General features: G+C 44.4%; 2 protein-coding genes. One reads left to right on the forward strand and one right to left on the reverse strand.

The features are described 5' to 3' along the window. Nucleotides 1–96 precede the first annotated feature (96 nt). Nucleotides 97–1,944 carry an extracellular solute-binding protein gene (locus tag Q1B11_RS09915; RefSeq protein WP_299731501.1) on the forward strand — a complete coding sequence of 616 codons (1,848 nt, stop codon included), beginning with the start codon at nucleotides 97–99 and terminating at the stop codon, nucleotides 1,942–1,944. On the opposite strand, the gene Q1B11_RS09920 is transcribed toward Q1B11_RS09915, so the two are convergent. Beyond that, a complete protein-coding gene (locus Q1B11_RS09920; RefSeq protein WP_299731504.1) occupies nucleotides 1,919–16,066 on the reverse strand; it encodes a hypothetical protein in 14,148 nt (4,715 codons plus the stop codon). The genes Q1B11_RS09915 and Q1B11_RS09920 overlap by 26 nt on opposite strands. Between the last annotated feature and the right edge of the window lie 68 nt (nucleotides 16,067–16,134).

The raw sequence follows: 16,134 nt of genomic DNA on the forward strand, positions 1-16,134 counted from the left end.
GCTTTTATTGTTAATTCTCAAGATAAAGTCACAGTTACTTAACCACCAACACGGACGATAACCATGCCTTCGACCCTGTTTTTTTGAGTGCATACAGTGAAACACTTTGAGCGACTTCTTGCCTATGCCTTAATCCTGCTGCTCGGTTTTATACCAGACATCCACGCGATGACTCAAAAGACACATAAATCCCACGGCTTAAGCCGCTTTGATGATCTGAAATACCCTGCAGAATTTTCTCACGTAGAGTATGTAAACCCTGATGCCCCTAAAGGTGGACACCTAAAAATTGCTGCCGTTGGTATACTGGATACTCTGAACCCTTATACTCCAACCGGAACCCCCATCCTCGAAGCCTGGCCTATCAACTACTTCTTTCTAGGTTTCCTTGGTCTGAATGAACCCTTAATGGCTGGCACCGGAAACTACAGCGTTGCTGCTGATGAGCCTAAATCCGCCTACGGCCTTATTGCTGAATCGGTAGAGCATCCAGATAACAGCCAATGGATCACGTTCAATTTAAGAAAAGATGCCCGATTCCACGATGGTCACCCAATTACTGCCGCAGACGTGGTTTTCTCCTATCACTTTCTGAAGACAAAAGGCTCCATTCGCTATCAAATGCAACTGAGCCTGATCGATCGAATAGAAATCATCAATGACCACAGCGTACGCTTTTATTTCAAGTCGCCAGGCAATAGAGAGCAACTATTCAGCGCAGCTGAATTACCGGTTCTACCGGAACACTACTGGTCTGACGCATCCATAAAGAAGGCTAAACTCGACCCACCGCTAGGCAGTGGCCCATACAAAATAACCAAAGTCGTCCCGGGGACATCTATTACCTTCTCTAGAGTTCAGGATTACTGGGGAAAAGACCTGCCGATCAACCGTGGAAAATACAATTTCGATCAGATAACGCTCTATTTTTACCAAGATATCGCTGTCGCCTTTGAAGCGTTTAAAGCAAGTACTGTTGATATGCACTTTGAGCGCGTCGCCAAACGCTGGGCCGAAGCTTACGACTTTCCTGATGTTATCAATGGCCGTGTGCTCAAGGTTGAAATACCCAGCAAATCAATGACCCTCACACCGGTATGCGTGTTAAATACACGACACTATCCGCTCGACAACCTTCAGGTTCGTAAGGCACTTGCGTATTTAATGGACTTTGAATGGAGCAATCGCACCCTTTTTGATCATGCCTATATTCGCTCTGCCAGTTACTTCCCAAATTCGGCATACGCCGCTGAAGGGCTGCCCTCTGACGACGAGATTGCTGTTCTCAACCCCTATAAAAACGCACTGCCAGAAGAGCTTTTCTCTAAACCATTTGCTATGCCAACTACCGATGGATCCGGACAGATCAGAGCACATCAACAAACTGCGCTGCAACTTCTCAAAGAAGCTGGCTGGCAAGTAAAGAACAACCAGCTGGTCAATAAGGATGGAAAACAGCTGAGCTTTGAGTTGATATCCAATAGCCATGCCATGGACAAAATCATCATTCCCTTTAAGAAAAATCTGGCAGGCATTGGTATCGATTTAAAATATCGGGTACTGGATAGCAGCACCTATATCCGGCGAGTCCGAAACGCCGACTTTGATGTGATTGGTTATAACTACCCATTCGGCCTTTCACCCGGTATCGAATTGTTCCGCTTCTTTCACTCCAGCAATGCAGATGCACCGGACAACCAAAACCTTGCAGGAGCCAGTAATCCGGTGGTTGATCATCTTCTAGAAAAAATACCCCATGCTCAATCGCAGCAGGAGCTTGAAGTCATACTAAAAAGTCTGGACCGCACGTTGCTCTGGAACTACTACGCCATCCCTCTCTGGTACCATCCTCGCACCAGAGTTGCCATGAGAAACCATATTCGTCGCCCTGATACCGAAACGGACTTCCCGGTAATCATCAGCTCATGGTGGCTGGCTGAGTAGAAGTCGATGCTGCCGACAAAGAGATTGGCATACAGGCTGCGGGCAAGTAGACGTTAGATTGCTCAGGAAATATATTCAGACTGTTTATAAGATCCTTTTCTCTGGGTGAGGTTATATTAGACACTCTGACAAAACCTACCCCGGTTTCATGGCTTACCTCTTCATGCTCTTTTGCTACAACCTGCCACTCTTTAGATACCATGCTGCTGATTTTATGAGCCAGTTCATTACTGTCAACATCATCCACTAATTGATGAAAGCAAGTTAAAGCAATATCTCTATGGAGCTCTTTAACCACATCAATATCATGCGATGACATTGTTTCAGGCATGGAGCTGACAGCATTGCTATATGATTGATGGTATAGCTCAGCCAGCTGGCCAGCCTTATCCTTTAACAAAGAATGATCCTCTGCCTCGTCAGGCGATAAAGATTGTATTTGATGCAGCCGCTCCCAAATGGCAATTGATAACGGAATTCTATCCTGACTGTTCATATCAAAACTTTTCAGTTTTTTATTGATCAAGGTTATTAAATCAGTCACATAACGGGTTTTAAGATCAGGCTCACTATTTTTAGCTTCTGTACACCAATCATCGACTAACTGCAGGCATTGAGAAATGCTCACGTGCTCAGTATTGCTTTCATTGATACGACGTTTTTCTTTTAATAGTTGCCTGGCAACATCAATATATTTGGAGCCAGAGTTATCAAGACAGCTTCTTGCCATGACGTTCAGCATGCAACGAACCAGTTCAAGGCGGTTACCATTCTGAGGGCTACAGAGTTGAATACGCTCAACGGGATGGTCATCATTCATCTGTCTGTAAACAGTGGCCAGTTTAAAGAAGCTGTGTCCGGACATTCCTTTAATATTATCTTCAGCATGGCGCCCCCTGATTCTGACACCTCCATTCTCTTCCACATCAAAAAGATCACTATAACTCTGGGATTCTGGTCCAACAGGAGAATTAAGCAATTCACTAATAAATTGTTTCGCAAGCACATCGCTTCTCAGTTCTTTTGTTTTTCCTAAGTAAGTTTGCAATATCGAAATACAAGTCAGGTCTGAATTGCTCCAATGCGACATGTCACAGTGGCCATCTTTAGCAAGCTTGATGTAGTTTTTCACATCATCATAGAGATCAGAGGCTATATCCGTTCCATCCTGAAGCACTCCAATCAAAGAAGTATGACTTCCTGTCTCTTTCGCTTTTTGAACATCAGACCAGTGCCCTTTAATCATACTACGGTCGTTAATTGTGCAGGCCAGAAGGTTTAAAATTTCAGCCAGATTTCTAGGGGTTTCAATAATTGGTTGCCACTGAAGATAAGCCGCCATTCGGGAATCCATTGTGGCGGCCCTCCTGATTAAATCAATTCGTTCTGGAGTAACCACACCTGATTCAGCTTCCGATAGTTCACCTTTCATTTGGTTATTGGTTAAGTCAAATTGAAAGGCTGACTCTCCTGTAACAGTTAATAAAATATTACCTTGAGCATCACGCCGGAAACCTTCAGGAAGAGAGCCGTGGGAGGATTCAAATAGATCTAATGTTTCCAGAAAAGTTGGCTTATGTGTAAATGGCATATGTAAACCATGAGCGCCATTTAAGTAATCTGCACTTTTTTGCCACTTTGACAGAGCCTGCTCCTTCATCATTTCTTTAATTGAGCCAGCTGCCGCTGCCAGTATTTCTTGTTCATTACACTGCGAATCATCCCGGCTGGAATTTTCGTTCCCGCTAAACTTCCGTTTAGAGAATAGATTCTCCATATTAAGGGCTTCTGTTTCCTCGCAGGTTCCCAAAGCTGCACTGAACTGGAACGAGGAACATTCCTTATCGCCCTCGGGGGTTTGGCTATAGCAAAATGCAGGGTCATCAGAGTGTGTTGTCATCACCCCCACTTGAGCTTTGCAGTCATTAGACTCACCTTCGCACTTCCCAAGAACAGTCACTGTCGAGCGCCACTGCCGGGTAGACGCTTCCTTTACACCTGTTTCTTTAAGAAGCTCTTTCGTTGAATTTTCTTTGCTGGCATGCGCTTCAAATCCGGAGTTTGGCTTTTCTGAGCTTTCTTCAGTAACAGGGCCATTAAAGTAAGATGTGAATTGACTGAAAAACGCCGAAATATCCGGATTAAGGATTTCTTTCGCAAACGTACTCAGTATTTGAAAACCTTTATTAATAGGGCTCTCAAGCCGGGATGCACTTGAACTCACCGGCTTTTGAGAGTCATTATCTTCTCTAAATAGCCCGTCCAAAGGACGGTGGCCTTCTAAATGTTCAGAACCCACACTTAAGAGTTTTCGATTATGATGGGCCGGTGGCTTAGGTACAGCATCGGTATCTCGCCGGTGGTGATGCCTGGCAACATTATCAGCAGGTGCCGTGGTATTAGTTCCAAGGCTGGCAACAGGGCGAATTGCAGGATGTTGTATCACCTCTTGAACAGTAGCTACCTTGAGCTGCTTAACCAGACGCCTGGATTTTTCCAACTCTGTTTGGATAGAATGGAGAACGCGGATCTCAGCCTCTCGACTAAGGCCAAGGGGTGATGACCGCCTGGTATGTAGTGTTACTGATGGAATACGGTAGGTTGACAGAAGGTGCTGATTCGCTTTCTCAAACTGCTTTACCGTGACATCGAACTGCCGCATGTGTTTAATCAATAGTTTGGTTTGTTTAGGGCTTGTGGCAGCAATTGGACGTCCTTTTTTATCGGTACATGGCTGATAAAATTTCCCGTCTCGTAAAAACTTCTCTCTCTCGTTAGAGAGCGCTTTCATTTTTTTCAACATTTTCAATAATGGGACCAGCCCATTTATTTTTCCTGCGCGGGAGTGCTTCAACAGTGCTGTTAACATGCTCTGAACAGCACTAAGCCTGGATGGCAAAGAATTATAAGCTGCCTCAAGCACCCTGGAATCTGAGCTTTCACTGGCAACAGACTTCGAGTTCGAGCTAGGTTTATATCTACTAAGGATCCTGCAGTTGAGCTTTCGGTTCTTTCTGACCCTGACGTTTTTTTCAGGCAGCTGAACTCCCTCAAAAGATTGCAGCTGATTTTTGACCATTCTCAGTTCTCCCTGCACTCTTGCAATCTCACTCAACTCATCACTGTGCCTATTGGCAGCCCGTTTCCTGCGTCCCCGAATTGCAGGCTCTGTATTTTTCTGACTATCTTTTTCACCCTGCAGCACTTCGAATAGTTTCTTATCAATTTCCCTCATTAAATGCTGCTTTTGCCTCGAACGATGTGAGTGATGCTCATGGCGGATAGATCTGGTTACTCTTCCTTGCCTGCGGGAAGCAAATTCTTTAAACCATTTATCCTTGACCCAAGTAAGTCGCACAAGATCAATAATCTCTCTTTTCTGCGCCATATCATTTTCATAACTGGCCTCCCCCTCTCTCGATACACAGGGTTTAAATTTTTCGTCACTGAGTAATCGTGTTCTTACGACAAGAGCAGCATCATCTGTTAAAAACATTCTTACCAGATCTCTGGCTTCTCTGACAGGCAGGGTTGTAGCTTTAGGAAGTGATGACAAGTACTCACTGATGCTTCCCAGCGATGACTCCAGAAAACCCATCATATTCCCATACATGTGGTTAACCTGTTCATCCGTAAACACCCCACGCGCAAACCATTCTGGAAAATCAAATTTCACCAAAACTTTGCATGCCAAATCTCTGGACGGTTTAAGCGAAGGCTGAGCAACCGGCGGCTCGGAGCTTATTGACCCTGATTTTTTAGATGTCGTTGCTAGTGACTCTTGTGTTGTGTCCTCTCGGCCTGATGCTGTCGTTTTTGGTGACTCTTGTGTTGATAACACTACTGGAGTTGTATCCTCCCGGTCGGGTGCAGCCGTTGTCGGTGGCTCTTGTGTTGATAACACTACTGGAGTTGTATCCTCCCGGCCGGATGCAGCTGTTGTCGGTGGCTCTTGTGTTGATAACGCTACTGGAGTTGTACCCTCCCGGTCGGTTACAGCTGTTGTCGGTGGTTCTTGTGTTGATGATGCTACTGGAGTTGTATCCTCCCGGCCGGATGCAGCTGTTGTCGGTGGCTCTTGTGTTGATAACGCTACTGGAGTTGTATCCTGCCGGCCGGGTGCAGCCGTTGTCGGTGGTTCTTGTGTTGATAACGCTACTGGAGTTGTATCCTGCCGGCCGGGTGCAGCTGTTGTCGGTAGTTCTTGTGTTGATGATGCTACTGGAGTTGTATCCTCCCGGCCGGGTGCAGCTGTTGTCGGTAGTTCTTGTGTTGATGATGCTACTGGAGTTGTATCCTCCCGGCCGGGTGCAGCTGTTGTCGGTGGTTCTTGTGTTAATGCCCCCCCTTGTGTCACTCCCTCTGGTACTTTTTGAGTGGCAGGAGATTCCGTTGTTAATGTCTTTTCCTTTGTAGCAGGAGGCAAGGTTGCCACAGGCATTACTGGATTATTGGCCTCATGCTCAGAAGGTTGATTGTGCTCATGCCTGACTGGTGGAAGTGCTGGCGGTTCATCAGACGTCTGTGTCCGTTCAGAGTCGTGATTACTGGCTGCTGCACCCAAGCCAAATAAAAACAGCAGAGAGCCCGCAAAGCCACCTCCGATTGCCGGAGCCGCATCCACCAACCCTTCACCTGCGGCACCATCCAGCAGAAGGTCACCCAGAGTATCTCCAACTCCTTCTTCGGCATCTTCAAAAGGTGTACAGCCTCTAAGATCCCTTTTGCAAGGCATATGCTCAGGCACATCCTTTACCGGTGCTTCCACAGGCACATCCTCTACCTCTGCTTCCACAGTATCCGTTTTTGGAGGTCCTTCCACTTTTTCTAATACTTTCTTTATAAGTTGCTCGACTTCTTCAGGGTCAACAGGCTCCTTCGTTGGAATCTCACTGGTATATTCGCCTGTGCTGCCCAAGGGTCTATATGCCAGATTCGAGGCTTGCGCTGATCTATAGGAAAAAGCAGCTCCCCCAATCAGAACAGTACCAGAAGCAACACCACCGACAACAGCCCCCGTAACGGTAATCCCACCCTCCGTTACCGATACCAGCTCACTGGCTTTTATATTCAGAAACACCTGAACTTGTGGGTCTTCCATCAGTTCATCAATAGAATCAATAGGCTTTTGTTTGATCTGTGGTGCTGGCTCCTTTTCGCCAAATACCTGCTCGATGCTTTGTTCAGCAACCGCATCTACAGTTTCTGCCAACAAATCATTGGCTGCGTTAGTCTCAACAATTTTAGATTTAGATTTTCCCATCCCTGTCAGTGCCGAGAATACTTTTACTCCATCCAGAAACTGGGTGACCACCTGTTTTTCAGCGGTCAGTAACGCTTCCTTATTGGGTGTTTTTGTTCCATCCGCCTTAACCGGTGTTTCTTTCAGTGCAATTTTCTCAGCCTGAGATTTCAGTGATTTTTTAAACTTGGACTTTGTTGCTGAAGGTAAAGCATGGCTTGGTGCATCGGGTAACTGCACCTCAACAACGGTCAAATGCTCTGTTTTCTGGGAAAACACATCCACTTGTGTACGAAACTCAGGCAGGTCATCAGCAGGAATACCTCCCCGAATACAGGCGTTTAGCATTGCCTGAGACAGAGACCTGAGGCCGTTCAGCTGCTTCTGAGTTAGCCACAAAGCGAGCGTCGTATCGGGCATGTTATTAATGAGCTTTAATGTCTTCGTGAAAAATTGAACAACATCTCCCGTCAGCTTTCTGGTTTGCACCGGTATCGCTTTACCCATTGCCTGATTCGTTCCAATGGATTCCACCAGCTCTCGGACAATGTGCACCATGGATTCAGAGCTACTGACCATTCTGGGAGAGTCTTTACCAATGACTGTTCCAGATAAACTGAGCGCCTGACTAACCCCAGGTTCAGCAAGTTTGTTAAAAAAATCAGAAAACAGTGCAAGCTCTTTCTCTTCAATCAGCGCCTGCATACCACTCTCCGGTGTATTAACTATTTCATTAAGGGTCAGAGGACTACCAGGGTTGAGTTTCAGTATGCCTAGATTGGTGATTTGAGCAGGGGTTATTCTAGAAAGTGATACGACATCGCCATGGTAATTATATGCTGCTTTTAAGTCTTCTTCTACCACCTTGTTAAATTTCTGTTTAACACTATCAGAATCAAGATTTTCCAAAGAGCTTGCTGAAAAATCCAGAAGAATTGTAGCGGAGTTTTCATATTGTAATTTATAAAGCTGTCCATTGTTGTGTTCGGTCAATGAGATTCTAATTACATGCGGCTTTTCTATAAATTCGTTTGCATTAAGCCTTATCTGGACTGAATTGAACTCCTTTCCCTCTTTTTCAGCTTCAGCTTTGAGTATTTTAAAACGCTCAATAACATTGGTAGCTATATTGTCAATTCTTACAGTATCACCCTTTACATCAGTTATACTTTTCCTTAAGGCAGTCACCTGTTTAAATAAGCTTTCAAATAATTGACTATCTATTTTTAAACCTAACTCCTGTAATACCTCTTTTAATCTCAATCTCGTACTAGCCGATTCTATTTGCACTTTTTCACTAGCCGCTCTTACTTTCGAGATTGTACTAGGATGCATATGAAAACCCACGTCTAAAAAATTCTGCAATATAAAAATTGTCCTAAGTATTGATGTCTCTGACGGGGTCTGAGGGTTTTTTAGATTTTCCAGCACCTTTGTAAGTAACAGGCTTTTGTCAGCAGCTAACGACTCCAGTAATAAATAACTGAAACAGACACCCTTCTCTTCCATAAAAAATGGGTTTGAAAGTAATAAAGCATAGTGCAAAGTAGAGCCAAATTTAAACGCTGAGAATGCTGTGAAGTCTGGATGAGACTGTATTTTTTCCAGAAACTGTTCTTTAAATCCGGAAAGCCGAGCAGCATTCTCACTTATAGTGCCTCCATCCATCAATAATTTAATATAACCAGCATCAAACAGTTTTTTTCCTGCCTCAAAATAGCTTCCTCTGTTAAAGAGTTTTCTGAAATTATTTTTTAGAGTGTTATATTCACTTAGATGGGGATCATTTTCCATGGCCCTCTTGATGATTTCATCCTCATCTGAAAGCTCTTCCATATTTGTATTATCAATGTCTGCCGATAATACAGACTTCTGTCGTGCATTATACCCCCGAAATAACTGCTTATAGCTCGTAATATGGGGCTTTTTAGCCAGCTTATCGAGAATATTTCTGATAGATTTATCAAGTTCTTTGTTCAACGATTCTTGGTTTTCTTGTATTCGTTTATCACGCTCATCATCGGTATCAGATCGCCGGGTTCTCGAGTGGGCAGGCTGAAGCAAACCATTAATTTCTTGTTTAATAAACGCCGCCAGACTTCTATAGCTTTCAGCTTCTTCAGGGTAATCTTCAGCAATTTCATCAGCAAAGAGAGTCACCTGTTGCAAAAGTGATAACAATACTGAGAACTTATTAATAATTCCGAACATCTTGCGGGCCTCAGGAGGCAGATCAAAATGTTCCAGCAAATTATCCAGCCATGATTGATCCAGCACCCCACTCGCCAGTGCTTCGAGCTCAGACTCAGGTGAAACCGTTGTTGCCGTTTGAATTGTAGAACCAGCAGCATCAGAAGTGGTTAGATCTGGCACCGTCACACCTGATGTCGATTGAGTGCCTGAAGGTTGAGGAGTGGTTTGTAACATGGAAGACACTTGTTGTGTTGTGCCCACCGAGTCGGAAACACCTTTTTCATCTGGCGTTGTTTCTGTTTGAGTGCTTTCCGTCGTTTGGCTCACTGCTGAAGCCAGAGGAGTTGTCTGTTTAACATCCTCTAAGGCCGTTGTCTTTTCAGTTTCTTCTGTCGTTGGGCTTATATCTGGGCGCGTTGTTAAACTCTCATTACTCTGTGTAATTTTTTCAGTACTTTTTTTTGTCTGCTCAGGTGTAGTAATTGTCGTACTTGGCTCAGCCAATGGTTTGGAAGTAGTTAATGGTGTTTGGTCTGTAGTGGCCTGATCGATTGCAGGCCTATCTGCCCCCCCCTGGTTATTACTATTATCGCCAGATTTGGGTTTGCGGGTGACAGGAGAATGGCTATGGCTATCGGACGGTGAATTAGCTGGAGGCGACTGGGGCTGTTCATTCTGATTGCCGCTACCAGCTGCTCCTAACCCGACTACTGTTAACATAGTTCCAGCAAAGAAGGCTCCAGCTGGCAGGGCCGTATCAGCTAAGCCGTCACTGGCAGCACCTCCTTCCAAACCATCAATAAACAGATCAGCAAAACTGTCACCAGCACCTTCCTCTGTTTCTGAAGTGACACAACCAGTGTCTCTTTTGCAAATAACCCGGGGCTTTTTAGCGACCGGAGCACCATCAAGAGGAGCATCCGGAGCATCCAGCTCAGCTGAATCGAGCTTTTCAGCGACCGGAGCACCATCAAGAGGAGTATCGGGAGCATCCGGAGCATCCAGCTCAGCTGAATCGAGCTTTTTTATGCCTTTCTGGACATTGTTATTTAAGTCTGTTGCGCTTGTATCCAGATCTTCCGTCTCCCGTAAATCATTTGCATCCATGGAAGCACCGCTGGAGCCTACTCGCTTATAAAGGAACGACCACTCTCCTACAGTGACCCGGTAAGTGAACGCAACACCGCCTACTTCAGCAATTCCAGAAGCAATGCCTCCCACAACTTTGGCAGTAACCGTGACACCGCCTTCTGTAACGCTGACAAAATCACTGGGTCTGAGCTTCAGGAACGCTCTGACTGACTCATCTTGCAACAGCCGATCAATCGCATCGTCATTTTTACCTGGTATACGACTCCATGACTCACCAACTCCTGCTGTTTCTTTTAGCCCCTGATCAGCAGCCTCATTTAATGCGTTGGATAACTTCTGGGAATTTGATTCTGTGGGTGTGCCAACATTTCTGGAAGGCGCACCAACAACAGCCATAAAAAAGTCGGCCCCATCTTTAAACTGCGTAGCAACCTGCTCTTCCGCCTTTTCGATAGATTCACTGCTTGGTTCTTTGGTAGCTGATGATGTGGATGGTGTTTCCTCCAGCGCTATCTTGTACGCTTTTTCCTTCAGTGTTTTTTTAAGCTTTGTAACGGTTTTCTCTGGAAGTGGATGACTTTCAGCATCCGGCAACTGAAGCTCCGAAATAGATATACTCTGTGTCTTCTGAGAAAAGGCATCCACTTCTGTGTTTAACTTGGTTACAGCATCGTTTAAATCGGTTGCTACACCAAAGTCTGAGCCCGCGGTCGCTTCTTTCAATGCCTCCATAGCTTGAGACAACTGTCGTAAGTTATTCAATTTTTCCTGAGTAAGCCATCGTCCCAGCACCGTAGCAGGTATCGAGTTGATCAGTTTGAGTTCATTGGTCACTGTGGCAAGGATATCTTGAATTAATTCAATCCTTTCACTGGATATGGCAGTTCCCTGACGTTCAAATAAATCAATAGCCTCAAGCACCTCGCGAACCTTTTGGTTAAACGAGCTTAAGCTACTGACCTTATTTGGATTAACTGTCGAATCTTCAACCAGCCCTTCAAAAGCTCCCTGCCGGATGGCGTCTCTGGTGGATGGCTGAGAAAGCTTCGTTAACAGCTCTGTGAGCTTTTGGAGCTTCCTGCCCTGATCCAGCAAAGCCCTTTCAGAGGGAGGAGTTGCAACTAATTCACCTAATGTTAAAAAACTCGTTGGCAGGATTTGTAAGCTCGCAATTTCTGACAGGATGGAGGGTGTCAGTTTTACTAAACGGAGTTGTTCATCGGTGTAACTATAACGATTCCGTAAGTCACTGCGGATAATTTCCCCAAACTGTTGTCGCACCTTATCGGTTTTTAGCTCGCTTAATGAGCTAACCGGTATTTTGATTAACGATGACTGAGAGTTCTCATAAATGATATAAAAACCGCCCTCCGGGTTTTCTTCCAGGGCCAACCGGATCATATGCGGAACTTTAATATAAAAAGTACAGACAATGCCTACTTCGGCGCCTTTAATCTCTGAGGTTTGAGCCGCTCCTTTTTGAGCTTCATAAAAGTCAACCAATGCATCCAGAGCTGTATCAAGAGTTGTGTCCTGTGTTTCCAGTCCATGATATTCAATATTAATCGCATCAATTTTGTTCAGCAGATTTTTAAAAACCAAACTCTCTTTTTTAAAGCCAAAATATTTTAGCCTTCCTGCTTCAAAAGCAGCTTCTGCCGGATTCAGATCGGGTAGATGAGAAGAGTGAGAGATATTAAGTAGCATTTGTAGCACTGCAATCGCCTGTGGCAGTGTTCCGGCATCCAACTGATTTTCAGCCAGCATATCTAGCAGGCGATAGTTCAGACTTATCCCTTTCATTCCAGCGATAGCCTGAATGAAGGAAAAACCTTTGCAATAACCAGTACATCCCGCTAACACATCACGAACAAACAGCGGGTTAGTTACGATTGCCATAAAGCAGGATGCTTCAAATAAACTGGCATCCAAATTTCCATTGATCTCAATTTGACCGCTCTGTGACAGACTGGTATTAGCATCATTAGCTTCCGTGATCGACTCACTGTTGCCTGAGCTTCTGGCCAAAACATGCTGATTAACACTGATCTCACCCAGGTCAAAAGATGTTTGACCTGCAGAGTAATAATCGCCCTCAGCAAAATAATCAGTGATCTGCTGTTTTACCTCCTCCATTTCAGAGGGGGTAATCACTCTACTTTTGGATTCTTCCGCTAAACTTTCTGAGCGCGTAGGTGTTGAATCCAACATTTGATTATTCAGCTTCAACGAATAGTTGGTAATACTGCTCTGGATACCCTGGGAAAACCGAGTGAAAGCTTCAGCCTTTTCATCACTGGCTAACTGATTAAGCAGTGAGAAAACCTGATGATCCAAATCAAATGGATTGAGAGGTGAACGTTTTCTTCGGGAGTGCTGATCTTCACTGCCATCATTCTCATTTCTGTCTATGCTGTCCAGAATGTTTGCAAACCGACTGGCTGTCTCTGGATCTGATGATTTAGCCGCTTTCACAAATGCACTAATCCAGCTCTTAAGCTCTTTCAGCTTATCTGTCTTAATCAACTTCTCTAAGGCATTTATAACCGGTTGAACACTCTCACCATCTGGAGCCTCATCACGATACTTCAACAATCTTAATTGAAGCTTATAAACCCATGTGTCTTTTACAGCATTTATCAGTACATTCTGAAGTATGAATTGTGTGGACTGTGTTGTTGTTACTAGAGTAGTAGTTGCTGGCTTTGTCGGTGCAGCTACTGACATTGTTTCAGGTACTTTTGTGGGAATCGGTGTGGTGCTGTTTTTTATATAACCACTGAAGTTTAATTCAGAAGGCGTTACGTCTTCAGACTCTGATTTTGTATGATTATTTGGCGGTAGAAAAGTTTGTGACACAGGCTCTGAACGTGATTCAGAGGACGCATCAAAACACTTCTGCCATTGAGATAGCAAGTTAAAAGAAGGCTGATTTCCAGTTAATGACCGATAGGAATTCTTCTCTGGGTGAACCTCAAGATGGCTTCCTTGATGCCATTCCATAATCTCGTTCAAACTGCTTTTGAACAGACCACTTATAGCCTGATCAGTATTCAGTGAAGGTGCTTCAGTCTGACCTGTCCACTCTTCGGGAGTAAACACTCCCAAAACGCCTTCATGCTCTTTAAAAAAGGCGACCAATTCTTGCTCTGTCATTGTCTGAGCATCAGCCTCACTGCCCTTTAGTTTTCCCACTATCCACCTTAATAACTGCCCAGGATTCAGAAGCACCTTTGAACCCGGTGAGTGAATTACAGATGTCTCTTTTGTCTGGCTTTCTGGCTCCTGGTGATTTCCAGCTGCGGTTGTCGCTTCAGTATGCTGGCGTAAATACACTTGTGACTGAGTATTAAATTCAGACAATGCTTCTCTGATATCCGATGGAATAGACAACTCCGTGTCGTCTAAAACATCAGAAACCATACTGCTAAACTCGGAGAACGCCTGTTTTGCATCTGCAGATAACCCACCGGAAGATTGTAAACCACCATTGCTCAGCCTGAGAATGCCAGTGAATCCTTTTATGACATTCTTAAACAATTGCTCTGTACCGGGTTTAATCAGCTCTTCCCCATCCACCGCTCCTTTTTTAATAGCAAGCAGCTCCTGCATTCCAGCGGTTAAGTTTGAAAAGGGGGTGGCTGTGTCTATTGGAGATGTTTTATGCTGTGTTGCAGGTGTTATTAGAGTGGTGAAAATAGCTCTGTCTTTCATTGTATTGAAGAACTGATGAGTCAGCTCCATCATGCGTGTACGCTCAAGCTGAGGAAGCTGTGAAACAGGCGTTGAAATAATATCTCGTAGACTAAGCGGACTTCCCTGCAACACTGTTAACTGATCAACGGAATAAATCGATGCTGGTACAATCTGAATAGGGATGCTGACATCATTACCCACCGCTGCTTCAAAATGCAGGCTGAGTAAATGCTTTATTTTATAGCTAAACAACTCATTAAAAGTGGTTCCAACCAGCCGCTCTCTGGCCATTCCCGAATAATGTATAGACCCTTCTGTAGAGTCATCAATGGTAAGACTGAATAGTCCATTATTATCCCGAATCAAACCAATTCGAATAAACTCTGTCCTGTATTTCGGTGACTGTGTACCATTTCTATTGGTATGAATAACGATCTGAAGATTATTAAAATTCTCATCCTTGCCATGCTCTTCATCAAACTTATTGATAAGAAAGCTAATGATTTCAGCCGGAGTACTTCTACTATCTTCCCAATCACTCATTGGCCCAATAAATCGCCCAATGGCTGCCTGTAACTGAGAGAAGTACTTACTTGATATATCCACTCCAAGCTTTTGAAGAATAGTCGCGCTGGCTCTCTGTTTTTCTCCATCCGGATACACAGTAGTGTACAGGTAATATTCATAGCTGGCCTGAAAAGCCAGTGTAAGCTCTTTCACCACCAGCCCGGAGTCTGCATCTGATAAGGTCATCTGCTCCAGAAGGTTATTCAGATACTGAGGGTTATCACCCGATAACATCTGCAGAAAACTGAATGCAGCGCCAAACTCATCATCTTCATTCCAGATCCCCCCATAACTTTTCAGGCTTGCCAGAATAAGGGCGACTTTAATGCCATATTCAAAATCACTTCGAACTTCATTAGATGGGTGCTCAGCCTTTAATGGTAAGGAAGGAGGTTCAAAATCAAGCAGCTTATCAATGAATAGGCTCTGGCTTTGATGATTGTAAGCGGTTCCTTCTTTCCCCCTAATCATTGCATTTGCAAAGAAAAACAACCTGCCTGCCTGCTCAGATTCATCTGCAGATATAAGCTGGTGTAATTTTTCATACAGATTTTCATACAATGTTGCTCGATCAAGGCCCTGTTCTAACGAAGCCGCTATAACCCTTTCATTCTCATTAACAGGGGTAATGTTTGACAATGGCTGCTGCAGCCTTGCGGTCTCAAGCTGCCGAGCTCGCAACCCTTTAAAAAACAGACCAAACTTACCGCTGTACTTCAAGGGTTTGAGACGATTAATGGCCTCATCAATCAAGTCAAAAAGTGCTTTGCCTTTTGAGCTCTCTTCTGAGTCCGCCTCATTGAGAATGGCGGTGGCTTTTGTTTCAACATCATCAATAATGTTGCTATAAGCATTTCCTGTCTTTGTATCAAAGGATTTAATAATATCCCGGTACTCTACCAGTTGGCTGTAAAACAGAGCCATTGTTTGACGTGAAATATTTGTATTGGCCTTTTCGATAATTGGATCGAGCTTCGTACTGTCTTCAGGGCACAGGCTGCTATAGGTGAGCAGGATGCTAAGAAAGTGCCAATCACGCGCACTCTCCATATTTATGTTTAATTCATTCTGCAGTTTCAGGTGCAACGTCTGAAGTTCGTCAACGTCTGTATTGTCCGGTGTCGTGGTTTGACTCACTGTTGATGCTGAACCCTCAGTCTCAGGAATTGCCGTTGTTGTCATTTTCTGATGTTTAGTTTCAGCACTTCGACGCTCTCGAGTCAGACTACTTTCTTTCGCTTTTTCAACATCGTCATTTACTAAATTTTTTTTGGGGGTCGCTACTTGAGACCCACGGTCGGTTATGCTCTTGTCCTCTGGGGTTGAACTCATTAAGGGCTTTTTTGAGAAGACGGTCTGTGGTGTTTTATATGTTGAGCTGTCATCTGACCTATCGTTTT

The organism is uncultured Endozoicomonas sp. (assembly GCF_947495845.1).
In the GTDB taxonomy this organism is placed as follows: domain Bacteria; phylum Pseudomonadota; class Gammaproteobacteria; order Pseudomonadales; family Endozoicomonadaceae; genus Endozoicomonas.